The sequence below is a fragment of the Aeromonas sp. PrichA-15 genome (assembly GCF_017939245.1).
GTDB lineage: Bacteria > Pseudomonadota > Gammaproteobacteria > Enterobacterales > Aeromonadaceae > Aeromonas > Aeromonas caviae.
This window is the reverse complement of record NZ_JAGKRH010000030.1, coordinates 18,765-45,731: the sequence shown is the minus strand read 5'-3', so window position 1 is coordinate 45,731 and position 26,967 is coordinate 18,765. Positions and strand designations below refer to the sequence as shown.

Genomic DNA, 26,967 nt, shown 5'->3' with positions numbered 1-26,967 from the left:
CCATGTATATCCTCGAACTCACCTTTGAGTGCTACCGCGATACCTCCCTCGGGGAGGCCGAACGGGCCATCGTCCACTACCTCGACATGCTGCGCTATCAGGGTCAGATCCTGGGGCGGGAGTTTCCCACCAGCATGCACGAAGGCTATTTCGTCAGTCGGGTGGTCTGCCCGGAGCAGGACAGCCTGCACCCTGACAACCAGAGCGAGCTGGTCGCCCTTGCCGAGCAAGGTCTGCACCAGGCGGGCCTGCTCGCCCCCAAACTCCACCTGCAAGGGGCGGATCTGCTCTCGGACAGCACGGACCCGTGCGCAGAGCAGGGGGAGCGTCCCAGCTGGATGCTGCTCTACACCAGCTTCCTGCACAGTTGCTCTCCCCTGCGCTGCGGCGACCACTTCGCTCCCATCCCGCTCTATCGGCTGCCCGCCGTCGCCAACGGTGACCACAAGCAGATCATCAAGTGGCAGGAAGATTGGGAAGCCTGCGATCAGTTGCAGATGAACGGCTCCATCGCCGAACACGCCGCCCTGCACGAAATCGGCGAGGTGGGCAGCCGCCTTCATCGCCGGGGCAGCGATCTCGCCAGACGGCTGGAGGTCCTGAGCGGCATCCCCACCTATTACTATCTCTACCGGGTCGGTGGCCTGAGCGCTGCCGAAGAGCGGGCTCGCCCCTGCCCTGGCTGTGGTGGCCCATGGGCGCTGGCCGCCCCCCTGCACGAGATCTTCGACTTCAGGTGCGAGCCTTGCAGGCTGGTCTCCAACCTCTCCTGGGACTTCAAGGAGTAGGTGCCCACCGCGCACAATGGCGCATTAAAAAGAAAGGGCCTTGCCAGGTGGCAAGGCCCTCTCTTTTGGGGCATCACTGGGGCAAGGTTTCCAGTCGCGCCAGAAAGGCCGGCAACGAGGGGGCCAGCGTCAGGCGCCGCCCGGAGTCCAGCCACTCCAGCCACACCTGGCCGCTCTCGTTATCGAGGGAGACCAGCGTCATCTCGTTGCGGGTCGTGGCAATGAAGAGTGAAGGGGATCGCTTCAACTTGCGCAGCATCAGCAGGTGGCCGATGAGGTTCTCCTTGAGCAGATCCAGATCGGCATCGTTCCACGGCAGGATGAGTTCGATGCGCAACCCCTTGAAAGAGCAGGACAGAGGGCGGCTGAACCAGTGGCCAAACAGGGCGATGGCGCTAGGATGCAGGGTCAGCTCCAGGGCGTTCGCCATGGCCGTGAAGTCGGCTGCCTGCTCCCGCTGGAACGGACGCCAGGCGACCCGCCCCTCCCTGGGTTCATCCAGCTCGCAAGGAGAGCGCCAGTCGGCCTCCCAGTCACACAGGGGCAGCCCCCGCCTTCCTTCGCCATCGCGCTGCCAGCGTAAAAAGAACTGCTCCAGGGCAGACAGGACTTGATCCGACATCGATATTCCCCACAATAGCGGCCTCTGATGGCCGCAAGTACCTGATCGAAAAATCGGGCCATTGCACCATCAAACCCCTTATCAGACAAGCGTGAGCAAACCAGCATGAGCAAACAAGAGAGATACGCCGGCGCCAGTGCGCTGCAAGGCCTGAGCCTGGGGCAGCAGTCAGCCTACATCAGCCAGTACACCCCGAGTCTGCTGCAGCCCGTGCCACGCAGCCTGAACCGCGACGATCTTGGCCTGAGAGGTGAACTGCCGTTCCAGGGGTGCGACGTCTGGACCCTGTATGAACTCTCCTGGCTCAATGCCAAAGGCAAGCCCGTGGTTGCCATCGGGGAGGTCTTTGTGCCTGCTACCAGCCCGAATCTCATCGAGTCCAAGTCGTTCAAGCTTTACCTGAACTCCTTCAACCAGACTCGCTGCGACTCCCTGGAGGCAGTGCAAGCGCTGCTGGTTCAGGACCTGAGTGGCTGCGCTGGTGCCCCGGTGAGCGTCACCCTCTTCACCCTCGACCAGGCCCCCCACCAGATAGCCCAGCTGCCCGGTGAGTGCATCGACAGCCTGGATATCGAGGTGGACGGCTACGAGTTTGACGAAACCCTGCTGCAAGGGGCCGCCGGTCGCGAGATCGTGGAGGAGACCCTGCACAGCCACCTGCTCAAGTCCAACTGCCTGGTGACCAGCCAGCCGGACTGGGGATCCGTGGTGATCCACTATCGCGGCCCGCGTCTCGACCGGGAGAAGCTGTTGCGCTACCTCATCTCGTTCCGCCAGCACAACGAGTTCCACGAGCAGTGCATCGAGCGCATCTTTACCGATCTCAAGCACTTCTGCGCCCCGGAACAACTGACCGTCCATGCCCGTTACACCCGCCGCGGCGGCCTGGACATCAACCCCTTCCGCAGCGACTGGGAGCCGGTTCCGGCGAACCTGCGCCTCATTCGCCAGTAATCACCAGCGCCGCCATCCTGCGGGCTGCGGCCGGCTGCGCATCACCTCAGTAAACTCTGGACGGGCGGGGGTGGGCTTGGATAACATGCCTGCACCTCCGTGCCGTTCTTAATCCAATGAATCAACTGTTTTTTCTGGCAATGATGATGTCCTCCCTGTCGGCTCCTGATCTGGATCTGGCCAAGGAGCAGTTGTCCATCGACCTGCAGCAGGCCCAGACCCTGGTGCTGACCGATCCCGCCAGATGTGCCCAGATTGCCACCTCCTTCCTCGAACGCACGGCCAACAATCCCAAGCAGATCATCAGCAACCGTCAGGAGTACGGCTATCGCGAGCCGATGCTGAACTACGGTACCGCCACCCAGACCACGGGCGCCTATCTGCTCAAGGGGGAGTGTCTGCAGCAGCTAGGGCAGTTCGCCCCGGCACAGGAGTCCTTTGAGCAGGGCATCGCCATGGCCGAGAAAGAGCAGCAGTTCGAGCTGCAGGCCCATGGGCTCTATCTGCTGGTCCGAAGCCGCAACCTGCAACAGCATACCCATGGCGCCGCGGCCCCCCTGCTCGACAAACTCGACAAACTGCTGGCCAATCCCGACCTCAAGGAGAGCCAGTTGCAGGTCTACAGCCGCTTGCTGCGCGTCAACGCCAGCATAGAGGAGCGGCAATTCGATCTCGCCAAACAGCAGCTGGCCGAGACCCGCAAATGGGCGGATCACGCCAAACAGCCTCTGGCCAGGGCCTGGACCAGCGCCGTGGGCGGGGATCTCTATCAGGCTCTGGGTCAGCCCCAGCTTGCACTGGGGGAGTACATCGAAGCACAACAGCAAGCCAAGCCCCTGCAGGATCCCCTCTTCCTCGGCCTGCTCTCGAACCAGATGGTCAGCCTCTATCAGGAAGAGCAGGAGCCACAAAAAGCGCTGCAATACGCCAGCGAGGCGGCCAACTATTTTCATGCCCTCGGCAATCCTTCCATGCTGAGCGACGCCCTGATCGTGCTCGCCCGCCTCAACCGGGATCAGGGCGAGATGAACATGGCGCTGGTCTATTTCTTCAATGCCCTCGACCTGCTGGACGAGAGCAGCAACCGCACCCGCATCGCCCACCTCAAGTTCGAGATAGGCAAGACCTACCTGCAGACCGGCAACCTCAACCTGGCGCGAAACTATCTGAACGCCGCACGCCAGTCCCATGAGCTGGGGGATGACAAGGAGTCGCTCATCGACACCCTGCTGTTGCTGGGAGAGCTGCACCTCAAGCAGCAGGAGGCGGGCATCGCCATCCTGCAGTTGGAGAACGCCCTCACCCTGGCTAACCGGATTGGGGACATCCGGCGCCAATTCGAGATCTTCCGCCTGCTCTCCGTCGCCTATGAGCAGAAGGGTTACCTCCAGCAGGCCCTGGAGAGCTACAAGAATTACCACCAGCGCAGCGAACTGGTTCGCCAGCAGCAGCTGGCGCTGGAGCAGGAGGCGGTGCGCGACAACTACGCCCAAGTGGAGCGAGTGCAACAGGTCAAGGAGCTGGAGCAGCAACTCGACGTCAGCCAGCACCAGCAGGAGCGATACCTCTGGACCAGCGTCAGCACCGGGCTGCTGCTGGCACTCTTCATCTATCTGTTCTTCACCCTCTGGCTGAAACTGCGGGTCGCGCGCCTTCATGCCAAACAGCTGGGAGAGGCCCTGCTGGTAGAGCCGCGCAGCGGCTTGGCCAACTGGCAGCGACTGATGAGCCGCTGGCCGCGGGAGATGGCCAAGCGCCAGCAGAAATCCGAGCGCTGGTACCTGAGCGAACGCCCCACCAGCGAATTTGACGACAAGCTGCACTACCTGCTGTTCCGGGTTCCCTTCCTGAGCAACAGCCTAGAGCAGCATGGGTATCAGGTCAGCCGCGAGATAGAGCAGGCCTTCGGCCGCTACGTCAACGAACTGACCCCGCAGGATGGCCGCATCTACGACCTGCGCGAAGGCCACCTGCTCTATGTGGTGCCCCAGCGTCACGTGGCCCAGTTGCATCAGCTGGCCCAGACCCTGCTCGACACCCTGGCAGCCTTCCCCTGCGAGCACCCGCTGGACAGGCGCATCAGCCTCGGCATCGTCAGTCATCCCTTCCTGCCCAAGGCGGCCATGGCCCTCGATCACCACGGCCTGTTCGATCTCTGCTACCTGGCCCTCTCGGGTGCCATTCAGCTCAGCGAAAAATGCCAGCAGAGCGTCTGGCTTGAGCTGGCTGCCATCGATTGCCAGCAGGCCGCATTTTTTAACGGAGATGTGTGGCAATGCTGCTTGATGGCAATTGACAAGGGACTGGTAAAAGTAAATTCTTCTCATGAAAAGCAATGGGTTAACTGGCTTGCGCTTTCACGGACGAAGGTTGCGGACAATCCGTGACAAAAAGGTACTCAACGGGGTCTTTGATTGGCTTTCTGTTGCTGGACGAAACAAAAACGATAATGACAACAGGGCGACCTGAAGAATGAATGATATGGCTGCCGTAACAGGACAACTGGCAAGACTCAGGGAATCCCTCCAGCAGAAACAGCAGGAGCTTGACGGCATGGCGAGCTTCTCCGATGCCGAACGCACCCGCAGTATCCAGTTCATCGGCAAGTTGATGCAAGCCTGTCGCGGCCACGATCGCGAGCTCGACAACCGGCTCGCCAAGCTCAAGCAGAAACTTGAAGGCAACCCTCCGCTCACCTCCATCGATGCCGATCTGATCGCCATCGAGAAGCTGTTGCAGCAGCACAGCCACACCATGGAAGAGTCCATCAGCCTGACCCGGGCAGCCATCGATCTCGGCAGCAAACAGCTCAAAACCATCAAGGGGTTTCCGGAAGATACCCGCCGCGCCCTCAAGGAGTTTCTCGCCAGCCCGGAGAGTTACGGCATCGGCGATCACCAGAAGAAGGTGATCCGGCTGCTGGAGTTCTACCAGCAGGCGATCAAGATCCAGCTGCTGCCGCGCAAGCCGCTGATTCCCCCTTCGGCGGAGATCCCCACCGAGCTCTCCAGCCCGGCCCCTACCGACTCCTTTGACATCAAGGCACATGCCCAGATTTCAGACGAGTTGCAGCGTCTCATCACCGAGCTCGACTTTGCCGGCGCCGTGGGCGAGAGCCTCGCAGACATCCGCCGCCAGTTGCTCGGGGGCATCACCCCTGCCCTGCTGGCCGAAGCCTGCCTGCAGATCATCGAACTCATCATCGAGGGTACCCGGGAAGAGCGCAAAGCCTCCCAGGCGTTTCTCAGCACCCTGAACGAGAGTCTCTCCTCGGTCCATTACAGCTTTACCGAATCCCTGGATGAAGGGCGGGCGCTGCAAAATGCCGCCCATCTCAGCGGACAGGCGCTGGAGCGGGAACTCGCCGCCATCGATCGCGCCATGGCAGCCCATGACTCGCCACAGATACTCAGGGGCGCCATTTCTGGGCATCTGGACACCATCCGCCGGCTGCAGCAGGAGCGGGAGGAGATGGCCAACCGCGAGCGCCACCTGCTCACCCACCTCTCCAACATGGAAGCCAAGCTCAGGTTGATGAAGGACGAGACCGCCGAGTACAAGAAGCGGCTCAGCATCCAGAAACACAAGCTCTTCCTCGACAGCCTGACCCAGGTACACAACCGGGCGGCCCTGGACGAGCGGCTCGAGCTCGAATACAAACGCTGGCTACGCTATGGCACCCCCCTGTGCCTGGCCATCATCGACATCGACCACTTCAAGCACATCAATGACAACTACGGCCACATGGCCGGCGACAAGGCATTGAAGGTGGTTGCCAAGGCCCTGCAGAACGCCTTGCGCGACACCGACTTCATCGCCCGCTTTGGCGGTGAGGAGTTCGTGGTCTTGCTGCCGAACATCAATCCGGACAAGTACCAGAAGCCGCTGGAGAACCTGCGTCAGACCATCAAGAGCATCCCGTTCCGCTTTCGCGATGCCAGGGTCGAGATCACCATCTCCATCGGTGCCACCCTGTTTCGGACCGGCGACCATACCACGGATGCGTTCGAGCGTGCCGACAAGGCGCTTTACAGTTCAAAGCACTCCGGCCGGGATCAGGTCAATCTCGCCTGAATCCGCTTTGAGGAGCGGCTAAAAAAGCGGCAAACGCACAGTCCCCCTATTCCCCTGCCCACCCCCTTGCCTCTACTATCGAACCCGAGGGATGCCAAAGCATCCCGTTTTCTCCCCAGGGAAAGCACAACGATAACAAGCGAGTGAAAGGGGAAATTATGATTACACACATCAATCCCGTGGGCAGCATGGACCTGCTGTCCCAGCTCGAGGTGGATCGCCTCAAGCAGACGGCCTCCAGCGATATCTATCAACTGTTTCGCAACTGCTCGCTGGCGGTCCTCAACTCCGGCAGCCATACCGACAGTTCCAAAGAGATACTGGAACGTTTCAAATCCTTCGATATTCACGTGATCCGGCGCGAGCGCGGGGTCAAGCTCGAGCTGTTCAACGCCCCCGAGCACGCCTTCGTCGACGGCGAGATCATCCGCGGCATCCAGGAGCACCTGTTCTCCGTGCTGCGGGACATTCTCTATGTGTCGACCCAGCTCGAGTCCAATCGTCTGGTCAACCTGACCAGCTCCACCCATATCTCCAACGTGGTGTTCGCCATCCTGCGCAACGCCAAGGCGATCCTGCCCGGCGCCGATCCCAACCTGGTGGTCTGCTGGGGCGGCCACTCCATCAACGAGGTGGAATACCAGTACACCCGGGCAGTGGGTAGCGAGCTGGGTCTGCGCGAGCTCAACATCTGTACCGGCTGCGGTCCGGGCGCCATGGAGGGCCCCATGAAAGGGGCCGCCGTCGGCCACGCCAAGCAGCGGGTGCGCAACGGCCGTTACATCGGTCTCACCGAGCCTTCCATCATCGCCGCCGAACCGCCGAACCCCATCGTCAACGAGCTGGTGATCCTGCCGGACATCGAGAAGCGGCTGGAAGCCTTCGTGCGTCTGGGTCACGGCATCATCATCTTCCCGGGCGGGGTCGGCACTGCCGAGGAGCTGCTCTACCTGCTCGGCATCATGATGCACCCGGCCAACGATCGCCAACCCATCCCCATCGTGCTGACCGGCCCGAAAGAAAGTGCCGACTACTTCCGCGCCATCGACGACTTCGTCAAGGCGACCCTGGGGGAAGCCGCCACCAGTCTCTACCGGATCATCATCGGCGATGCGCCCGAGGTGGCCCGCGTGATGAAGGAGGCGATGCCGAAGATCCGCGAATACCGCAAGTCGGTGGGAGATGCCTACTCCTTCAACTGGTCCCTGCGGATCGAGCCCGAGTTCCAGCTGCCGTTCGAGCCGGATCACGCCAGCATGGCCAGCCTGGATCTGCATCGCAACCAGCCGCCCCAGCTGCTGGCAGCCAACCTGCGCCGCGCCTTCTCAGGCATCGTCGCAGGCAACGTCAAGGAAGGGGGCATCAGGGCCATCGAGAAGAAGGGTCCCTTCAAGCTGCACGGCGACAAGGAGCTGATGCACCTGATGGACAGGTTGCTGGAAAGCTTCGTCAAGCAGCAGCGCATGAAGCTGCCGGGCAGCCAGTACGTTCCCTGCTACGAGATAGTCAAATAGCCGGGACACCACAATGCACCGGAGGGGCCCATGGGCCCCTCTTTCATTGACTGGTCTTCTACGGGGTTAGCAGAAGACGCCACCATTGTTACAATGGCACTCCCCGACGCCCGGAGTGCCCCATGCCACACCTGCTCATCATCGATGCCCTCAACCTCATCCGCCGACTGCACGCGGTGCAGAGCCAGCAGGGACTGACCCCGGCTCAGGCCCTGCTCGCCACCCGTGCCAACCTCATCAACACCTGCAAGAAGCTCCTGGCGGCCAGCGAGCCGACCCACGCCATCGCGGTCTTTGACGGTGAGGTCCACAGCTGGCGCAAGACGCTCTATCCCCCCTACAAGGAGGGCCGCACCCCCATGCCGGATGAGCTGAGAGAAGGGCTTGCCGACCTGCAGGACGCCTTCTGGGAGTGCGGTGTGGATGCCCTGCTCTCCCAGACCGACGAGGCGGACGATCTCATCGCCACCCTGGCAAGCGGCATTGCCCAGCACGGCGCCAGCGCCACCATCATCTCCACCGACAAGGGGTTCTGCCAGCTCATCTGCCCGCAGATCCGGGTGCGGGATTACTTCAACAAACGCTGGCTGGATGCCGCCTTCGTCCAGCAGCAGTACGGCGTTACACCGACCCAGCTTGTGGACTTCTGGGCCCTGACCGGTATCAGCGGCTCCAACATCAAGGGGGTGCCCGGCATCGGCCCCAAGACCGCCACCCAGTTGCTGCAGCAATACGGGGACCTGGCTGCCATGCTGGAGGCCTGTGAGCGGGAGGAGGCCACCAGACCCCTGCTCAAGCTGCGCCAGCACCGGGAAGAGGCCCTGCTGGCCCAACGCCTGGTCCGGCTGCAGCACGATATCCCGCTCGGGTTCAACCTGCGGGAGATCCGCTACCCTCCCGTCCCTGATGCCGGGGCGTGATCCCCAGCACACCATTTCCCAAGACAGGCCGTACCTGTTGACATAAATGGGTAAAATGTAAAGAAACATGGAGGATGTGGTACAAAAATGGTATAAAGCCGACGAATCCTCCCCCTCTGTTCCCTAGAAGTGGATACGCCTCATGTCAAAAAGAAAGATTACCGTCATCCCGGGCGACGGCATCGGCCCCAGCATCATCGAATCCGCCATCCAGATCCTGACCCACGCGGGTTGTGACTTCGACTACGAATACGCAGACGCCGGTCTGGTAGCCCTGGAAAAACATGGCGAGCTGCTGCCCCAGGCCACCCTCGACCTGATCGAGAAGAACAAGGTCAGCCTGAAAGGCCCGCTCACCACTCCGGTCGGCGGTGGCTTCACCTCCATCAACGTCTCCCTGCGCAAGAAGTTCAATCTCTACGCCAACGTGCGCCCCGTCCTCTCCTTCAAGGGCACCAAGAGCCGTTACGACAACATCGACATCATCACGGTGCGCGAGAACACCGAAGGCATGTACTCCGGTGCCGGCCAGAAGCGCAGCGATGACAACCAGAGCGCCGAGGCGATGAGCATCATCACCCGGGAAGGGGCCGAGCGCATCGTCACCTTCGCCTTCGAGCTGGCGCGCCAGGAAGGACGCAAGAAGGTCACCATCATCCACAAGGCCAACATCCTCAAGTCCACCTCCGGCCTGTTCCTGGAAGTGGCCCGTCAGGTCGCGGCCCGCTACCCGGACATCCAGAACGAGGAGATGATCGTCGACGCCGCCTGCATGAACCTGGTGATGTACCCGGAGCGCTTCGATGTGATGGTCACCACCAACCTGTTCGGCGACATTCTCTCGGATCTCTGTGCCGGTCTGGTGGGGGGGCTGGGCATGGCGCCAGGCGCCAACATCGGTGAAGGGGCCGCCATCTTCGAAGCGGTACACGGCTCTGCGCCGGACATCGCCGGCAAGAACATCGCCAACCCCACCTCGGTGATCCTCGCCTCCATCCAGATGCTGGAGTATCTCGGCATGCAGGACAAGGCGGAGCGCATTCGCGAGGCCGTGCGGACGACCATCGAGTCCGGCGATCGGGTGACCCGTGACCTGGGGGGCACAGCGTCCACCAGCGAATTCACCCAGGCCATCATCGACCGTCTATAAATAGAATCCAACCATATGATTTTAAAAGGGAGCTTCGGCTCCCTTTGTTTTATGCCAACGCCTCCCTACCTCCCTCGCCAGATGAATACTATGTTGATATGAGGGATAAGGAGATCCACCATGCGTGCTACTTTCATCTTGCTGATTGTCAGCAGCAGTGCCACGGCATTAGACAGGCCAGTCGACAATGCCTGGTTGACGCCGCCTCCCCAGCACGAGGCGCCAGCCAAGCAGACCTGGCAATCCACCCTGGATACCAACGATCTGCTCAAACAGCCCAAGCCGCTCTCCCTGGGGGTGGATATCACCACCGACAGCAACGGCAATCGGCAGATCACCCCCTATCAGAAGCTGAACCTCACGGCAGAGAAGAGCGTCAGCCTCTCCTTCGAAAAGCAAAAGCCCAGGATCAAGTTCAACGCTGGCGGCATCAACACCTCGGTCAAGCTTCGCGGGGATGGCGTCAAGATGCAGTTCAACCCCAGTGACAAGACCATTCCCCTGCAAATTGAGCTGAAGATCACCGACGACGAGTCCATGATGCGTCTGGACTACCGATTCTGATGACCCAGACACAACAAAACCGGACGTCGCCGTCCGGTTTTTTCATGCCCTGTTCCCGATGCTGCTTCAGGACTTGGGTGCCAGCTTGGAGACCCAGAATTTGTTGTAGACGTGCACCGTGATCTCTTCGCGATCGTGATAGAGCTGCTTGGCCTGAATGATGAAGCCGCTGTCGATCTCCGCCAGCAGTCCGCGCAGCACCTCGATGTTGTGCACCGCCTCGGCATAGCGCTTCTTCATCGGCAGCTTGAGGTTGAACATGGCTTCCTGACAGTCGTTCTCCCTGAACCAGTCGGCCACCATGTGGGTCACACGCGCAGGCTTGTCCACCATGTCGCACACCAGCCAGTAGGTATTCTTCTTGCTCGGCCGCCACACGAAACCATCGTCACGGATGTGCTTCACCTGACCTGTGTCCATCAGGGATTGGGCCATCATGCCGTTGTCCACCGCCGTCACCATCATGCCGCGACGCACCAGCTGATAGGTCCAGCCACCCGGGCAGGCGCCGAGATCCACAGCCTTCAGGCCGGAGCACAGACGCAAGTCCCACTCTTCCTTCGGCACGAAGACGTAGAACGCCTCTTCCAGCTTGAGGCTGGAGCGGCTCGGGGCATCGGCCGGGAAGCGCAGGCGCGGGATCCCCATGTGGAAGGCGGAGTTGTTGAAGGAGTAGGAGTACCCCAGCATCAGGTGGTCATTGGCCAGGAAGAAGGCGTGGAACACGGGACGGTTCGGGGTCTCCTTCTTGGTCAGGATCTCGTTGCTGCGCAGCGCCTGGCGAAGCGGCACGGTGAACTTGCGGCAGAAGGCGGAGAGCTCCTTCGCCTCGTTGGTATCGGCCGTCTCCACCCGAAGATCACCGCAAATGGCGTAACCGCTCGCCGCCTCCAGGATGGGAGAGACCCGATCGCTTATTTCCAGATCTTTCAGCTCGTGGGTCACCACCAGCATCTGGCGAATGAAGATGAGCTCGCGGAACGGCAGCTTGCGCGCCAGCAGATCGGCCTGCTCCTCGTCATACAACTCGAAGATCACATAGCCGCTGTCGTCCTTGACCCGGGCAAAGCCGTAGCACTGCATGTTGCCGGCACGCTCGGTGATCTCTGCCGCCGCCTCTTTCTCAAAACCCGGGCGGCAATAAAGCAGCAGATTATTCATTCTTTCCTCCAAGACGACAGCCGGCCCACATCAGAGCCGCCCATCCCAACATAAAACAGAGGCCACCGGCCGGGGTGATGAGCCCCAGCCCCTTGCTGCCAAGCAGCACCATGGCGTAAATACTGCCGGAGAATCCCAGGATCCCCAGCACAAAGACGGCGCCCGCGAAGGTGATCACCTTGCCGCGCACGCCGCACAACCCCAGCACCAGCAGGGCCAGGGCGTGGAAAAACTGGTATTGCACGGCGGTGTTGAACGCCGCCAGCAACGAAGGAGCAATGCCGGTCGCCGCCAGCCCGTGAGCGCCGTAGGCCCCGAGCATGGTGGCCGTCAGGCCGAAGAAGCCCGCCAGCACCAGCCAATGTCGTTGGATCTGCATCTTCTCTCCTTGCACGCTTCTTCTCTCGACCCGCTCGAGATGGTCAGGAGCGGCCCACCGCCGCGATAAAACCCTTGATCCGCTCCGCGGCCAGTCGCAGGTTCTCCTGCTCGCTCATGCCGCTCGCCTTTCTCGGTTTGAAACCATGATCCCCGTCGGTCAGCCAGTGGACCGATACGGCGGGTGAGAAGGGGAAATCGGCCAGCTCGGCGCGAGAACCGAAGGTATCACGCTCCCCCTGCAGCAGCAGCGTGGGCGTCGTGATCAGCTTGAGCACCTCGCCCCGCCATGCGTCGGGCTTGGCCGGGGGGTGGAAAGGATACCCGAGAACGATCAATCCTGCAGCATCCATCTCGTCGTCCCCCTCGCAAAACAGCTCGGCCGCCATCCTCCCCCCCATGGACTTGCCCGCCAGAAACAGCCGGGGATGGGCAAACTGACGCACCATCTCGCGCCAGTGAGCCAGCAGCACGGGTTGTCTGTCCGGCGGCCTGCGTTTGCCGTCCTGAGCCCGTTTGATCATATAGGGGAAGTTGAAGCGCACCACCTCGATATCCGGCCCCGCCAGCAGTCGCGACAACTCGGCCAGGAAGCCGTGCTCCATGCCCGCCCCCGCGCCGTGGGCCAGCAGAATGCGAACGGGGGCGTCACTCGCCCCCTCTCTTGTCAGGTCAGTCACCAAGTCAACTCCTCAGGCATCGGCAAGGCGGGCACGCCTGCGGGCCTCTTCCTGCTCCACCAGTTCCAGCATCCAGTCGCGAAAAGCCACTATCTTGCCCTGATCGGACTGCTGCTCCTGACACACCAGATAGAAAGCGTTCTTGCTCACCAGCACCTGTTCGAACGGGCAGATGAGACGACCCGCCTCGATCTCCGGCTGGGCCAGAACGCTGTGGCCGAGCGCCACCCCCTGACCGTGGATCGCCGCCTGGATCACCATGGTGGAGTGGCTGAAGATGGGCCCCTGATTGACATTGGGGGCGTCGATGTCGAGCTGGCGGAACCAGGCCTTCCAGTCGCGCCGGGAGGTGTCGTGCAGCAGGGTGTGACGGGTCAGATCGTCCGGGGTGCGCAGGGGCTTGGGGCCGGTCAGCAACAGGGGCGAGCAGACCGGGATCAGGTACTCGGTGTGCAGTTTGTCCGAACGAAGACCCGGCCAGTTGCCGCGGCCGTAGTAGATGGCCACGTCCACGTCGTCGGTCAGCGACCCCTCGTCCATGTCCACCGCCTTGATCCGCACATCGATGTCCGGGTGGCGTTCGCTGAACTTGACCAGGCGGGGCACCAGCCACTGGATGGCGAAGCTCGGCTGCAGGGAGACGGTGAGCGCCCCCTTGGCGCTGCGGGCCAGCAGCTTGTCGGTCGCCTCGGAGATGGAGGCGAAGATGTCCTTGATGTCGAGGAAGTAGCTCTGCCCCTCCTCGGTCAGCAGCAGGGAGCGATTCTTGCGGCGAAACAGCTTGATGCCGAGATACTCCTCCAGCGCCTTGATCTGGTGGCTGATGGCTGCCTGGGTCACGAACAGCTCTTCTGCTGCGCGGGTAAAGCTCAAGTGACGAGCCGCGGCTTCAAACGCTTTCAGTGCATTGAGCGGAGGTAAACGACGAGACATGGAATCGGCCGACGATGAATTTTTCTAATGGGGCGCATTATAAATTGTCGGTTGCGGGTCGACCAGTGAATAAACATAATTCGCCACGCAATTCGTTGTCATATGGCTCACACCTTCTCTTCCATGTTGGTTTACATGTGGTTTTTGTGAGTGAGTCGACAGTGATTGTGGTGTTGTGTTTCTTCCTCTGCGGGAAGAAGGGCTAAATCAGGTCGATTTAACCCAGTCTGTCATCTGAATGTGTTTGGCGCCTCCGGTTGGATGGCGCCTTTTTTCTTATCCTCCCCTACACCCGGAACTGGCCCACCAGTTGCTGCTGCTTGTCCGCCAGTTGCGACAGCTCGCGCCCGTTGTCAGCGGAGGTCGCCGCTTCCGCCCGAATGGTATGGCTCACATCGCGAATGTTGCTGACGTTGCGATTGATCTCGTCCGCCACGCCGCTCTGCTCCTGCGCGGCCCTCGCGATCTGCTCATTCATCTGGTGGATGGTGCCGACCGCCTGGATGATCTGCTCCAGCACGCTGACCGACTGCTCCACCTTGGTGAGGGTCAGATCCGCCTGGTGATGACTGGTCAGGATCGCCTTCACCACCGCCTCCGTCCCCGACTGCAACTGGCCGATGAGGTTCTGGATCTCGACGATGGCGTTCTGGGTTCGGCCCGCCAGGTTGCGCACCTCGTCGGCGACCACCGCAAAACCGCGCCCCTGCTCACCGGCTCGGGCCGCCTCGATGGCCGCGTTCAGAGCCAGCAGGTTGGTCTGCTCGGCAATCCCCTGGATCACCACCAGGATGTCGTTGATGTTGTCGCTGTTGGCAGAGAGGTGCTCCACCACTGGTTTGGCATCGCTTATCACCGTCATCAGTCTGGACATGGCCTCCTGGGTCTGCGCCACCACGGACTTGCCCTCCTGGGCCGCCGTGTCGGCCTCATCGGCCGCCGCCACCGCCGCATTGGCATTGCCAGCGACCTGCAGGGCGGTAGCGCTCAACTCTTCAAACGCGGTCGCCACCAGATCCACCTCCTGATACTGGGACTGCATGCCGGCGCTGGTACGGGCTGCCCCTTGCGCCGCCAGGGCCGCACTGGCCCGAGTGCCCGCAACGGTGTCGATCACCTCGCTGATGGTGGACTGCAGCTTGTCCAGAAACTTGTTGAACCACTTGGCCAGCTCGCCTATCTCGTCATCCCTGCGCAGATCGATGCGCTGGGTGAGATCCCCCTCCCCGCTGGCGATGTCCTTGAGGCGTGCCACCACGGCGCGGATGGGCGCCACGATGCGCTGGGCCATCAGCCAGATGCAGAGCAGGGCGAGCGCCGAAATCCCGCCACCTATGGTGAGCTGGGTGGCCACGCTGCGCTGGGCCTGATCCTCAAGCTCCCCTTGCAGTTGCAGGGCTGAGGCGAGCACCACGGCGCGGGGCAGCTCGATATAGGTGCCCCACTTGCGATCCGTACCGCGCATGCTGACCGGCACGAAGGTCTGCAACAGTGCGCCATCCGGGCTCCAGCGCGTCACCACATCTCCCTTGGTCAGCCACCCCTTGAGATCCTGCGCCAGCCCTTGCTGCTCCAGCAGATTGCCAAGGGCGACGGGGAACCCTTCCACGCCGGCCACCCGCCCTTCACTGCTGAGCAGAAGCACCTTGCCCTGCCCCTTGTAGAGGGTCCGGCCCATCTCTTCCACCAGGCTCTGCAGGGTCCCCAGGGAGATGTCGACCCCCACCATGCCAAGCAGGGAGCCCTGGTCCAGCAGCGGCACGGTTACCGAGGTCATCAACACCTGCTGGGTCCCCACCTCGTCCACATAGGGTTCGAGCAGACAGAGCGCCTTGCTGCGGATGCTGCAACTGTACCAGTCGTTCTCAAGGCCGCCGTGTCCGGAGGGCTTGTCGTTGGCCAGTATCGCCTCGTCCATCACCTCCAGGGTCACCTTGCCATCGACCCTGGCCCAATAGCTGGAGAAACGCCCCTTGTCGTTGGCCCCGAGCGCCGTCGACCCCTGATAGTTGTCATCCTCCCCGTCGAGCTGGTTGGGTTCGAATACCGCATAGACACCGAGCAGGTTCGCTGACGACTCCGCCGCATCCTGCAACTGCTGGTTGACGGCATTGCGCAGCGCCTCGGAGTGAACGAAGTTGTCGGCCGCGTTCTTGCGCTGGAACAAGATACCCTCGGCAAGCAGGGTCGCCCTGAAGTAAGCCTCATCGAGGTAGCTGGTCACCCGGGCTGCCTGGGTCGCTCCCATGGCCTGCATCCAGTTTTCTGCCGCGTGCTGCCCCTCCAGGGTGGTGGAGGTGAGCACCTGCTCCTGCATGCGGGCCGCGTTGAAAAGAGAAGAAGCCACCAGCGCGACGGCACTGGCCAGCAGACAGCAACCGGCGATCAGGGTGATCCGTCCCTGAACAGAAAGAGAACTCATGCCACTATTTCCTAACGTCTACAGATGTGAACACTGTATCGGTTTTGGATACAAAAACTTAACTAAATCAGCAGAAATCCAGGCTTAATTGATTGATTTCACCCGCTCCGGGCAAACCAACGACCAGACCGAGCAGGCGAATGGGCTTTCCTTGAGCCCGTTGCAGTCCCTCGTGCAGCAGATCGTGGAAGCGGGCCGCCTGATAACTCCCCTTGCGATAAACGGTGGTCTGGTGAAAATCGGCAAACTTCAGCTTGATCCCCTGCCCCATCAGCATCTCCGCAGGGCAGGCCTTGGCAAAACGCTGCTCCAGCTCGGGAATGAGCCGGCTAAGCACCTGCCAGCAGGCGTCCTCGTCCAGCACGTCGCTGGCGAGCGTCGTCTCCACACCGATGCTCTTGCGCACCCGCCTGGCCTGCACCGGCTGATCGTCATGCCCCCAGATGCGGCCGGCCAGCATCTCCCCGAGCTTGCCGAAACGGGCGATCAGCTCCTCGTTGCCGAGCTGGCGGGCATCTTCGCACGAATACAGCCCGAGGGACTCCAGCCGCTCTGCCGTCTTGCGGCCGATGCCGGGCAACTTGCCAAGAGGGAGCTGACGCACGAACTCGTCCACCTCCTGGGGGCGGATGACGAACAGGCCGTCAGGCTTGCGCTGCTCCGAGGCGAGCTTGGCCAGAAACTTGTTCGGCGCCACACCGGCCGAGGCAGTCAACCCAAGCTCGGCGCTGATGGCGGCGCGGATCTCCGCCGCCATCATGGTGGCGCTGCCACCGCAGCGGGGACTCTGGGTCACGTCGAGATAGGCTTCATCGAGGGAGAGCGGCTCCACCTGCTCGGTGTAGCGCAGGAAGATGGCGCGCAACTGGCGCGAAGTTTCTTTGTAGACGGCCATCCGCCCGGGGATCAGCACCAATGGCGGACAAAGCTTTCTGGCCAGGGCGCTCGGCATGGCGGAGCGCACCCCGAAGCGGCGCGCCACGTAGTTGCAGGTGGAGATGACCCCGCGTCGGTCGGCGGCGCCACCAATGGCGAGCGGCACCTCCCTGAGGGCCGGGTTGTCCCGCATCTCCACCGCGGCGAAGAAGCAGTCCATGTCGATGTGAATGATCTTGCGCATGGCCGTGTCTGTTGCTGTGTCGACAGCCTCCCGAACAGATCATAGGGATAGACCCTGGGCATCCGGCGAGGAGACATGTCGAACGCCAAAAATACTGTATGGATAACCAGTTGGACGTTCCATGCTACCCCAAGCCTGTCATTTCTGCCAGTCTGCGCGCGGGCGCGGCGGCATAGACTCTCAAGGCCACATCCACACGAGACTCAAGGAGGAGAAGCATGAGCATCATCCGGGCGGGGCTCTGCCTGCTGCTGTTGCCGCTAGCGACCATGGCCAAGGATCACCCGACAGCCGAATGCAGCTGGCTGTACAAGCGCATCGAGATACTGGAAACCGCCATCAGGCAGGGAGATGAACTGGGCACCAGGGAAGAGCTGGCAAAGCGAAAGAAAGAGTTCAAGGCAAAGGCATGCAGCCAATATGACTACTGACCCCATGCCACATATAAAAACGAGCCGACCCAGGGGTCGGCTCGTTTCGTTGCAAGGCTGCCTTCAGAGCGATATCCACCGTTAGATGATGCGGTTGTCCACCAGCATCTTGCGACGGGCCTCTTCCTTGGCCATCTTCTTCTTGCGGTTGTCACAAGGCTCGGGGCAGTCGCACTCCTTCTCGATCCCGATGGAACCCAGGCCGCCACAGGAGCCGGAGATGGACTTGCGCTGGAAAATGTAGCCGATGGCCATGGCCACCACAACCATCAGAAACACCCCGAAGGTGATCAGAAAGATCTGCATGTAGTTACCCCTTACTTCTTGACCAGATATGGTTTGAAGGCATCCGAATAGGCCTCTTCGAACCCGTCATCCGTCTTGGTGATGGTGAAGATGGCCAGCCCCCGTTCCTTGGCATAGGCCAGGCTCTTCTCCGGCCCCATGACCATGAACACGGTCGCCAACCCGTCTGCAGTCATGCAGGAGGGGTGGATGACGGTCACCGACACCAGGCGGTGCTGGATGGGCTTGCCCGTCAGCGGATCCATGGTGTGGGAGAAGCGCTTGCCGTCCAGCTCGTAATAGTTGCGGTACTCGCCCGAGGTGGCCACCCCGTTGTCACCGGGCAGGATCACCTCCTGTACTGAACCGGCATTGACGGTCGGCTTCTCGATGGCGACACGCCAGGGATGCCCCTTGCCGTTGACACCGTTGATCCGCAGCTCGCCGCCGATCTCCACCAGATAGTTGCGCGCCCCCTGGGACTCCAGGTACTCGGCCACCTTGTCCACGCCAAACCCCTTGGCAATGGCGGAGAGATCCACGTAGAGGTCCGGGATGTCCTTTTGCAGGGTATCGGCATCGGCAGAGGTTATCACATGCAGATTGCCAAGGCCCGTCTTCTGCCGGGTCTGGGCGATCAGCTCGTCGGACGGCACCTTGGTCGGTCTGGCATCCGGCCCAAAGCCCCACAGATTGACCAGAGGACCGACGGTGACGTCCAGCGCCCCGCGGCTCTCGCGGCCAATGTGAATGGCCTCGGTCACCACCCGCGCGGTATCGCGGGAAACCACCACAGGGGTATTGCTCTTGTGCTGGTTGAAGCGTGACAGCTCGGAATCCGGGCGATAGGTCGACATCTGATCGTTGACCCGCTCCAGCAAGACATCGACCTCGGCTTGCAGCCTGGCGGCATCCTGAACGGCGCTATCCGCCACCTTGATGGAGTAGTAGGTACCCATGGTGCTGCCGGTGATGTGGATCTCCGGCTTCGATTGGACCGTTTCCTGACCGCACCCAGTCAAGAAAAAGGCTAGCCCGAAGGCTAGCCAGGTCTTTACAACGCTGCGCATGGATTAACCACCGAAGTCATCCAGCAGGATGTTCTCGTCTTCAACACCGAGGTTCTTCAGCATGTTGATGACGGCGGCGTTCATCACGGGAGGCCCGCACATGTAGAACTCGCAATCCTCAGGCGCCTCGTGGTTCTTGAGGTAGTTCTCGAACAACACGTTGTGGATGAAGCCGGTGTAGCCATCCCAGTTGTCTTCCGGTTGCGGATCGGACAGGGCGACGTGCCACTGGAAGTTGTCGTTCTCGGCCTGCAGCATGTCGAAGTCTTCGACATAGAACATCTCGCGCTTGGAACGGGCACCGTACCAGAAGCTCATCTTGCGCTTGGTCTTCAGACGGCGCAGCTGGTCGAAGATGTGGGAGCGCATCGGCGCCATACCCGCACCACCACCGACGAACACCATTTCGGCGTCGGTGTCCTTGGCGAAGAACTCGCCGAACGGACCGGAGATGGTCACCTTGTCACCGGCCTTCAGGCTGAAGATGTAGGAAGACATCTGGCCGGGAGGGGCAGTCCAGTTGCTGGGAGGCGGGGTTGCGATCCGCACGTTCAGCATGATGATGCCGAACTCTTCCGGATAGTTCGCCATGGAGTAGGCACGGATGATCGGCTCGTTGACCTTGGACTCCAGCTCGAAGATCTTGAAGCGATCCCAGTCGCCACGATACTCCTCGGGAATATCGAAGTTCTTGTACTGCACGTGGTGGGCAGGCGCTTCGATCTGGATATAACCACCGGCGCGGAACGGCACGCTCTCGCCATCCGGGATCTGCAGCTTGAGCTCCTTGATGAAGGTGGCCTTGTTGTCATTGGAGATGACGGTACAGTCCCACTTCTTCACGCCGAAGATCTCTTCCGGCAGCTCGATGTCCATGTCGGAACGCACGGTGACCTGGCAGGCCAGACGCTCCCCATGACGGGCTTCGCCCTTGCTGATGTGATCCAGCTCGGTCGGCAGGATGTCGCCGCCGCCGGATTTCACACGCACCTTGCACTGACCACAAGAGCCGCCGCCGCCACAGGCGGAGGAGACGAAGATACCACTGCCGGCGAGCACGCCAAGCAGCTTGCCACCCGCCGGGCTGGTCACAGCCTTGGCCGGGTCGCCGTTGATGCTGATTGTCACGTCACCGGCGGTCACCAGCTTGGACTTGGCGAACAGAATGACTGCCACCAAGGCCAGCAGGATCACGGTGAACATGACCACACCCAGAATAATTTCCATCTATATTTCCTTTCCGATTACAGGGAAATACCAGAGAAGGACATGAAGCCCAGCGCCATCAGACCCGCGGTGATGAAGGTGATGCCAAGGCCACGCAGGCCTTCCGGAACATCGGAATATTTCATCTTCTCGCGGATCCCTGCCATCGCGACGATAGCCAGCATCCAGCCTGCACCCGAACCCACGCCATAGACCACGGACTCAACGAAGTTGTAGTCACGCTGCACCATGAAGGAGACGCCGCCGAAGATGGCGCAGTTCACGGTGATGAGCGGCAGGAAGATACCGAGGGCGTTGTAGAGGGCCGGGAAGTACTTGTCCAGCGCCATCTCCAGGATCTGCACCAGGGCCGCGATCACCCCGATGAAGGTGATGAAGCTCAGGAAGCTCAGATCCAGACCGGATACCAAGGCACCGTCTTTGAGCACGTAGTTGTAGATCAGGTTGTTGGCCGGGACGGCAACGGTCTGAACCACGATAACGGCAATCCCCAGACCCATGGCGGTCTTGACCTTCTTGGACACCGCCAGGAAGGTACACATCCCCAGGAAGAAGGAGAGCGCCAGGTTCTCGATGAAGATCGAGCGAATCAACAGACTGATATAGTGTTCCATACCTTAATCCTTCGCCTCCACCTGCTTGGGATCCTTGGTGCGCACGCCCCAGATGATCAGACCAATGATGAAGAACGCACTCGGCGGCAGCAGCAGCAGGCCGTTGGGCACATACCAGCCACCATTGTTCACCAGCGGCAGCAGCTCGATGCCGAACCAGGTGCCGGAACCCAGGATCTCGCGCACGGTGGCCACGGTCAGCAGCACGGCGCCATAACCCAGACCGTTGCCGATACCGTCCAGGAAGGAGGGCAGCGGGGCACTCTTCATGGCGTAGGCTTCGGCACGACCCATCACGATACAGTTGGTGATGATGAGGCCGACAAACACCGACAGTTGCTTGGAGATGTCATAGGCATACGCCTTGAGCACCTGGTCAACCACGATAACCAGCGAGGCAATCACCGCCATCTGGGCGATGATCCGCACGCTGTTCGGGATCTGGTTGCGGATCAGGGAGATGAACAGGTTGGAGAAGGCGGTGACCGCGGTAACGGCCAGCGTCATCACGAACGCCGTCTTCATCTGGCTGGTAACGGCCAGCGCGGAACAGACACCCAGCACCTGCAGTGCGATGGGGTTGTTGCCGAGCACAGGCGTCAACAGCAACTTTTTCATTTCGCTCTTGTCAGCCATTGTTGATTTCTCCTGCACGTACCTTGGCCAGGAAGGGACCGAAGCCCTTGGGGCCCATCCAGAAGTCGAAGGTGTGCTGTACACCATTACCGGTCAGGGTTGCACCAGACAGGCCGTCGATTTCATGCTCGGAACCAGCCGGAGCATGGCCCTTGATCACCCGCAGCGCAGGCTGACCGTTCTGGTCGAACAGCTTCTTGCCGACGAACAGTTCGCGCCAGGCCGGGTTCTCGATCTCGCCACCCAGACCCGGGGTTTCACCGTGGTCATAGTAGGTGATGCCCTTGATGGTCTGACCGTCGGCCGCGACCGCTACGAAGGCATACATGGTGGACCACAGACCCTGGCCGTAGATCGGCAGGATGATGTTGTCGACCTTGCCTTCGGAATCTTTCGCGAAGAACACGGGAACCAGCTTGGAGATCTGACGCAGGCCGGCCTTGTCGTCGGCCGGGGCCAGACGGATGCTCTTGGCCGGATCCTTGGCGGCAACCTTGGTGTCGAAGTTGTCGGCGTCGCCGTCAACGAACTCACCGCTGGTCAGATCCACCAGACGCGCTTCAATCTTGTCGCCATAGAGCTGGGCCAGATCACGCTTGGCCACGGCGCTGATGTCGACGCCGGCGACGGACAGGATGTTGCTTTGCTTGTCCAGTGCCTTGTTTTCCAGCTGGGCCGGACGCAGACCCACGGCAGCCACGGAGACCACGATGGAGCAGACCAGACACAGACCGGTCACTACGGCGAGAGTGCCGGTAGTAGAGTCTTTATTAAACGCCACGTGCGATCCTCCGCTTGATGTTCGCCTGTGCCACGAAATGGTCAAACAAGGGGGCAAACAGGTTGGCGAACAGAATGGCCAGCATCATGCCTTCCGGGAATGCAGGGTTAACTACCCGGATCAGCACCACCATCACGCCGATCAGGGCGCCATACCACCACTTGCCCTTGTTGGTGAAGGCAGCGGAGACGGGGTCGGTCGCCATGAAGGCCATGCCGAACGCGAAGCCACCCAGCACCAGGTGCCAGTGCCACGGCATGCTGAACATGGGGTTGGTATCGGAACCGATGACGTTGAACAGCAGGGAGGTCGCGACCATGCCCACCATGACGCCGGCGATGATGCGCCAGGAGGCGATGCGCATGTAGACGATCATGGCTGCGCCGATGAGGATCATCAGGGTGGAAACTTCACCGATGGAACCGGGCAGGTTGCCAAGGAAGGCGTCCATCCAGCTGATGGCTTCACCGGTGGCACCGTTGATCAGCGCCATCTGGCCGCCCTGGGCCCACTGGCTCAGTGCGGTTGCGCCGGAGAAGCCGTCAACGGCAACCCAGACCGCATCACCGGAGATTTGACCCGGGTAGGCGAAGAACAGGAAGGCACGACCCGCCAGCGCCGGGTTCAGGAAGTTTTTGCCGGTACCACCGAACACTTCCTTGGCCAGCACCACACCGAAGGTGATACCCAGGGCAGCTTGCCACAGGGGCAGCTCGGGCGGCACGATCAGGGCGAACAGGATGGAGGTCACGAAGAAGCCTTCGTTGATCTCGTGCTTGCGCACCATGGCGAACAACACTTCCCAGAAACCACCGACGATGAAGACGGTGATGTAGATCGGGAAGAAGTGCGCCGCACCGATCAGCATCTTGCTGCCGATGCCGGCGACGGCCGGATCCAGCGAGGCACCGAACAGGGTGGCCAGGGCGTATTGCCAGGAATCGGCACCGGCCGCGCTGCCCATGTGGGCGATAGCGGCGATAGACTGGTTGCCGACGTTGTACATGCCCCAGAACATGGCCGGGAACACAGCCAGCCACACCATGATCATCATGCGCTTCAGATCGATCGCATCACGGACATGGGCGGCATTGCGGGTCACGGAACCCGGGGTATAAAACAGGGTGTACGCCGCTTCGAACAAGGCATAGTACTTTGCGTACTTGCCACCCGGCTCGAAGTGATGTTCCATATTTTCAAGAAGTTGCTTGAAACTCATCGCTTAACCTTCCAGTTCGATCTTGGTCAGGCACTCACGCAAGACGGGGCCGTACTCTGTCTTGCCGGGGCAGACGAAGGTACAGAGCGCCAAATCTTCCTCATCCAGCTCCAGGCAGCCGAGCGCCTGCGCGCTGTCGGTATCACCGGAGATCAGATCCCGCAGCAGCAGGGTCGGCAGGATGTCGAGCGGCATCACACGCTCATAGTTGCCGATAGGCACCATGGAGCGATCACTACCGTTGGTGGTGGTAGTGAAGTTGATGAGTTTGCCCTTCATCAGGTGAGAGAGGGTGGTACGGGTGATGGAGAACTTGTTGGCACTGGGTTTGACCCAGCCCATGAACTCTTTCTCACGGCCTTCGCCCAGCACGCTCACCTGGTTGTGGAAGCGACCCAGGTAGTCATGGACCCCTTCGGCCTTGGCACCGCTCAGCAGGGAACCGGAGATGATGCGGTTTTCGTCCGCACGCAGCTCGTTGTTGGTCAGCTGGCTGAGGCTGGCACCCAGACGGGTACGCAGCAGACGCGGCTTGATGACGTTCGGGCCAGCCAGGGAGATCACCTTGTCGGTAAAGATCTGGCCGGTGGTGAACAGCTTGCCGTAAGCGATCACGTCCTGATAGTTGATGTGCCACTGCACCTTGTTGGCACCGACCGGATCCAGGAAGTGGATGTGGGTGCCCGGCAGACCGGCGGGATGCGGACCGACGAACACGGCTTCCTTGACCTGGGCCAGGGAGGAGTGCGGCAGGCTGGCTTCGCCCTTGCAGACGTGGACGGTACCATCGGTCAGGCGGGTCAGCACGGCCAGACCGTCGAGGAAGGTCTGGGCCTGTTCCTTGATGATCAGCTCCGCACTGGCGGCCAGCGGGTTGGTGTCCATGGCGGTGACGAAGATGGCGCGCGGGGTGGAGCCCACGGCCGGCACCTTGCTGAACGGGCGGGTACGCAGCGCGGTCCATTGGCCTGATGCGACCAGGATCTCCTGCACCTTGCTGCGCTCGAGCTGTGCCAGCTCGGCGGAGGCAAAATGCTCAAAGGTCACCTGCTCGTCGGACCCATCGATGTCGATGACGACGGACTGGAGAACACGCTTGGCACCACGGTTGATCTCAGAAACCACACCGGTGGCAGGGGCCGTGAATTTAACGCCGGGATTCTTCTTATCTTCGAAGAGCTCCTGACCTTTAATGACGCGATCACCTACTTTGACAAACATAGTAGGACGCATCCCCACGAACTCTTCGCCGAGTGTAGCAACACGGGTGATGGCCGGGCCATCGTAGATTACTTGCTCCGGAGCACCCAGCACGGGGATGTCCAGTCCTCTTTTAATTGTAATCATACTCACTTGCACTACCGTTAAGGGAAGACAGGTTGGTTAGCGCCGAGAAATACATCACGACGAGTTGTTGAATGAGCCCGTCAACATCGCGGAAAGCTGTCGAAGAAATAAACAAATCAGCAACATACAGGATCATTCAAAAGCGCCTGAGTTTACCACCTTAGGCGAGTTAGCCGCCACGCCAAATGGGGAAAATCCCCGCCCTATCACAAAATTAACCTTCACTGAATATTTCGCGCACGTCCTTGCAAACCGTGGTTTTAAAGGACTTTTCGCAAAACTAACCATATAGAGGTATTCTTCAGGCACAAGAAAAAGGATTAGAAAAAATAATGCTCCTCCCCCTCATCCCTGGCGGCACACCATTCGTGATAGCGCTGTTAATGGCCCGAGGAAGGCGCCATCAGAAGGTCCAACGGCTCACGCAAAGGGGGATTTGCTGACGCAACCCGGCGTCTTTGGCGCCTGCTCCCTGGCCTGCCACTCGGATTCGGTATAGGTATGCAACGCCAATGCATGAATGGCTCCCGCCAACTCGTCGGCCAGCACCCCGTTCACCTGACGATGGCGACCCAGCAAACGCTGTCCCTCAAACGCCTGGCTCACCACGACTACCTTGAAGTGGCTTTCGGAGCCCGGTGCCACCCTGTGCATGTAGCTCTCATTGATCACTTCCAGGTGGCTCGGGGAGAGCGCGGCGGCCAGCTTGGCCTCTATCTGTTGTTGCATGCTCACGGTAAGGACTCCTCGTTGAATATCCGGCCATTGTAGCCAGGGTTGTGCGCCCGATGCATCAGGTACGAAGGATCCGCTCGCTCTCGCCGCACCGGACTGGTGAATTTCTCCGCCGCCGCTAGAATAGCGCCACTTTCACCGCTGCCGGGCAACACGGGGCAGACGGTCGCCATTCATCAATCACACGTTGGACTCTTGCCTATGCAAACCCTGCTCGACACGGCCCACTGCCGCCTGACCCTGTATCGTTACCCGCGGCAGAGCCAGGATCCCCTGCAGGCCTGGGATGCGGCGGACGAGTACCTGATAAGCCACCTTGCCGAATCGCAGCAGGCACCTGACGGCCCCGTCATCATCATGAACGACGGCTTCGGTGCCCTGGCAGGCTACCTGCATGCCCACGCCCCCGTCTGCGTGACCGACTCCCACATCAGCGAGCGGGCCACCCTGGCCAACCTGGCGGAAAACGGGCTGGATCCCCACGCAATAACCCTGCAGGATGCCCTGGCCCCCCTGCCCGATGCCCCCGCCCTGGTGGTGATCAAGGTCTCCAAGTATCAGGCGCTGCTGGAGCAGCAACTGCTTGCCCTGCGCGGGGTCGTGACCCCTGCGACCCGCATCATTGCTGCCGGCAAGGCCAAGGACATCCACACCTCCACCCTCAAGCTGTTCGAAAAGTATCTGGGGGAGACCCGCACCTCGCTCGCCTGGAAGAAGGCACGCCTCATTCATTGCACCCCGGCCGCCGAGCGCCCGTCCCTGACCAGTCCCTTCACGACCGTCTGGCCGCTGGAAGGCACCGACATGCTCATCCACAACCATGCCAACGTGTTCTCGCGCACCAGCCTGGATATCGGCGCCCGCTTCATGCTGGACAACCTGCCCATCAACAGTGCCCGCAGAGTGATCGATCTGGGCTGTGGCAACGGCGTGCTCGGGCTCTCCCTGCTCGCGCGGGACAGCGAGGTGGAGGTGACCTTCATCGACGAATCCCGGATGGCGGTGGCGTCCGCACGGCTCAACGTCGAGCACAACCTGCCCGATGCCCTGCCCCGTGCCCACTTCATGGTCAACAACTGTCTCGATGACGTTCCCGTCGGGGCAGCGGACAGGATCCTCTGCAATCCCCCCTTCCATCAGTTGCAGGCGATCACCGATCACATCGCCTGGCAGATGTTCAGCGATGCCCACCGGGTGTTGCCTCAGGGGGGCGAACTCTGGATAGTAGGCAACCGTCATCTGGACTATCACAACAAACTCAAGCGCCTGTTTGGCAACGCACAAGTCGTTGCGTCGAACAGCAAATTCGTTATTTTGAAAGCCATCAAACGCTAAAGATAAA

26 protein-coding genes are annotated in these 26,967 nt (G+C 61.0%); 10 read left to right on the top strand and 16 right to left on the bottom strand.

Annotated features, from left to right (window positions below; translation table 11 throughout):
* The first annotated feature begins 2 nt into the window (after nt 1-2).
* Entirely contained in the window at nt 3-788 is a 786-nt protein-coding gene (locus J9889_RS05750; RefSeq protein ID WP_167825378.1) for a Zn-ribbon-containing protein, read from the top strand.
* 73 nt (nt 789-861) lie between these two features.
* On the opposite strand, the gene syd is transcribed toward J9889_RS05750, so the two are convergent.
* Complete coding sequence (syd, locus tag J9889_RS05745) at nt 862-1,410, bottom strand: SecY-interacting protein (RefSeq protein WP_069785577.1); 549 nt, start codon at nt 1,408-1,410, stop codon at nt 862-864.
* A 105-nt stretch (nt 1,411-1,515) separates the two neighbouring features.
* On the opposite strand from syd, the gene queF reads away from it, so the two are divergent.
* The 7 genes from queF (at nt 1,516) to J9889_RS05710 (ending at nt 10,586) form a co-directional block, all read left to right on the top strand.
* Complete coding sequence (gene queF, locus J9889_RS05740; RefSeq protein ID WP_010673385.1) at nt 1,516-2,364, top strand: NADPH-dependent 7-cyano-7-deazaguanine reductase QueF; 849 nt, start codon at nt 1,516-1,518, stop codon at nt 2,362-2,364.
* Between the two features lie 116 nt (nt 2,365-2,480).
* Nucleotides 2,481-4,751: a hypothetical protein gene (locus J9889_RS05735; RefSeq protein ID WP_210556114.1), complete on the top strand. Its 2,271-nt coding sequence runs from the start codon at nt 2,481-2,483 to the stop codon at nt 4,749-4,751.
* Between the two features lie 85 nt (nt 4,752-4,836).
* Nucleotides 4,837-6,438 (top strand): GGDEF domain-containing protein, encoded by a 1,602-nt coding sequence (locus J9889_RS05730; RefSeq protein WP_210556113.1) that lies wholly within the window; start codon nt 4,837-4,839, stop codon nt 6,436-6,438.
* A gap of 158 nt (nt 6,439-6,596) precedes the next feature.
* Nucleotides 6,597-7,952, top strand: coding sequence for a nucleotide 5'-monophosphate nucleosidase PpnN (ppnN, locus tag J9889_RS05725; protein ID WP_010673382.1), 1,356 nt, complete (start codon nt 6,597-6,599; stop codon nt 7,950-7,952).
* Between the two features lie 122 nt (nt 7,953-8,074).
* Complete coding sequence (xni, locus tag J9889_RS05720; protein ID WP_069785575.1) at nt 8,075-8,872, top strand: flap endonuclease Xni; 798 nt, start codon at nt 8,075-8,077, stop codon at nt 8,870-8,872.
* Between the two features lie 142 nt (nt 8,873-9,014).
* Nucleotides 9,015-10,022, top strand: coding sequence for an isocitrate dehydrogenase (locus tag J9889_RS05715; protein ID WP_049636264.1), 1,008 nt, complete (start codon nt 9,015-9,017; stop codon nt 10,020-10,022).
* A gap of 120 nt (nt 10,023-10,142) precedes the next feature.
* Nucleotides 10,143-10,586 carry a hypothetical protein gene (locus tag J9889_RS05710; RefSeq protein ID WP_010673379.1) on the top strand — a complete coding sequence of 148 codons (444 nt, stop codon included), beginning with the start codon at nt 10,143-10,145 and terminating at the stop codon, nt 10,584-10,586.
* Nucleotides 10,587-10,652: 66 nt separating this feature from the next.
* On the opposite strand, the gene rlmM is transcribed toward J9889_RS05710, so the two are convergent.
* The 6 genes from rlmM to dinB all read right to left on the bottom strand — a co-directional run bounded on the left by rlmM (nt 10,653) and on the right by dinB (nt 17,280).
* A complete protein-coding gene (gene rlmM, locus J9889_RS05705) occupies nt 10,653-11,747 on the bottom strand; it encodes a 23S rRNA (cytidine(2498)-2'-O)-methyltransferase RlmM (protein ID WP_041211280.1) in 1,095 nt (364 codons plus the stop codon).
* Complete coding sequence (locus J9889_RS05700; protein WP_010673377.1) at nt 11,740-12,126, bottom strand: DUF423 domain-containing protein; 387 nt, start codon at nt 12,124-12,126, stop codon at nt 11,740-11,742. The genes rlmM and J9889_RS05700 overlap by 8 nt, the downstream gene beginning before the upstream one ends.
* Nucleotides 12,127-12,169: 43 nt before the next feature.
* Entirely contained in the window at nt 12,170-12,805 is a 636-nt protein-coding gene (locus J9889_RS05695; protein ID WP_069785574.1) for an alpha/beta fold hydrolase, read from the bottom strand.
* 12 nt (nt 12,806-12,817) lie between these two features.
* Nucleotides 12,818-13,738: a transcriptional regulator GcvA gene (locus J9889_RS05690; RefSeq protein ID WP_029313926.1), complete on the bottom strand. Its 921-nt coding sequence runs from the start codon at nt 13,736-13,738 to the stop codon at nt 12,818-12,820.
* Between the two features lie 286 nt (nt 13,739-14,024).
* Complete coding sequence (locus J9889_RS05685; protein ID WP_202041427.1) at nt 14,025-16,160, bottom strand: methyl-accepting chemotaxis protein; 2,136 nt, start codon at nt 16,158-16,160, stop codon at nt 14,025-14,027.
* 67 nt (nt 16,161-16,227) lie between these two features.
* A complete protein-coding gene (dinB, locus tag J9889_RS05680; RefSeq protein WP_119197399.1) occupies nt 16,228-17,280 on the bottom strand; it encodes a DNA polymerase IV in 1,053 nt (350 codons plus the stop codon).
* Nucleotides 17,281-17,498: 218 nt separating this feature from the next.
* Here dinB and J9889_RS05675 point away from each other — a divergent pair, with 218 nt between their 5' ends.
* Entirely contained in the window at nt 17,499-17,711 is a 213-nt protein-coding gene (locus J9889_RS05675; RefSeq protein ID WP_039040708.1) for a hypothetical protein, read from the top strand.
* 81 nt (nt 17,712-17,792) lie between these two features.
* Here the strand turns inward: J9889_RS05675 and nqrM are convergent, their stop codons facing one another.
* From nqrM to J9889_RS05630, 9 genes are all read right to left on the bottom strand, one after another.
* Nucleotides 17,793-18,017 carry a (Na+)-NQR maturation NqrM gene (gene nqrM / locus J9889_RS05670; RefSeq protein ID WP_010673371.1) on the bottom strand — a complete coding sequence of 75 codons (225 nt, stop codon included), beginning with the start codon at nt 18,015-18,017 and terminating at the stop codon, nt 17,793-17,795.
* A gap of 11 nt (nt 18,018-18,028) precedes the next feature.
* Nucleotides 18,029-19,066: an FAD:protein FMN transferase gene (locus tag J9889_RS05665; RefSeq protein ID WP_109112121.1), complete on the bottom strand. Its 1,038-nt coding sequence runs from the start codon at nt 19,064-19,066 to the stop codon at nt 18,029-18,031.
* Between the two features lie 3 nt (nt 19,067-19,069).
* A complete protein-coding gene (gene nqrF, locus J9889_RS05660) occupies nt 19,070-20,293 on the bottom strand; it encodes an NADH:ubiquinone reductase (Na(+)-transporting) subunit F (RefSeq protein ID WP_010673369.1) in 1,224 nt (407 codons plus the stop codon).
* A gap of 17 nt (nt 20,294-20,310) precedes the next feature.
* The gene (gene nqrE / locus J9889_RS05655) at nt 20,311-20,907 is read right to left on the bottom strand and encodes an NADH:ubiquinone reductase (Na(+)-transporting) subunit E (protein ID WP_005303538.1); all 597 of its coding nucleotides are present in this window, start codon (nt 20,905-20,907) and stop codon (nt 20,311-20,313) included.
* A gap of 3 nt (nt 20,908-20,910) precedes the next feature.
* Nucleotides 20,911-21,543, bottom strand: a complete 633-nt coding sequence (locus tag J9889_RS05650; protein WP_005303545.1) for an NADH:ubiquinone reductase (Na(+)-transporting) subunit D — start codon at nt 21,541-21,543, stop codon at nt 20,911-20,913.
* A complete protein-coding gene (locus J9889_RS05645) occupies nt 21,536-22,324 on the bottom strand; it encodes a Na(+)-translocating NADH-quinone reductase subunit C (RefSeq protein WP_210556112.1) in 789 nt (262 codons plus the stop codon). The genes J9889_RS05650 and J9889_RS05645 overlap by 8 nt, the downstream gene beginning before the upstream one ends.
* Nucleotides 22,314-23,543 (bottom strand): NADH:ubiquinone reductase (Na(+)-transporting) subunit B, encoded by a 1,230-nt coding sequence (locus J9889_RS05640; protein WP_010673367.1) that lies wholly within the window; start codon nt 23,541-23,543, stop codon nt 22,314-22,316. Before J9889_RS05640 ends, J9889_RS05645 begins: the two co-directional genes overlap by 11 nt.
* A gap of 3 nt (nt 23,544-23,546) precedes the next feature.
* Complete coding sequence (locus J9889_RS05635; protein ID WP_210556111.1) at nt 23,547-24,890, bottom strand: Na(+)-translocating NADH-quinone reductase subunit A; 1,344 nt, start codon at nt 24,888-24,890, stop codon at nt 23,547-23,549.
* A 420-nt stretch (nt 24,891-25,310) separates the two neighbouring features.
* Nucleotides 25,311-25,619: a BolA/IbaG family iron-sulfur metabolism protein gene (locus J9889_RS05630; protein WP_010673364.1), complete on the bottom strand. Its 309-nt coding sequence runs from the start codon at nt 25,617-25,619 to the stop codon at nt 25,311-25,313.
* Nucleotides 25,620-25,826: 207 nt separating this feature from the next.
* On the opposite strand from J9889_RS05630, the gene J9889_RS05625 reads away from it, so the two are divergent.
* A complete protein-coding gene (locus J9889_RS05625; RefSeq protein WP_210556110.1) occupies nt 25,827-26,960 on the top strand; it encodes a methyltransferase in 1,134 nt (377 codons plus the stop codon).
* The last annotated feature ends 7 nt before the right edge of the window (nt 26,961-26,967 follow it).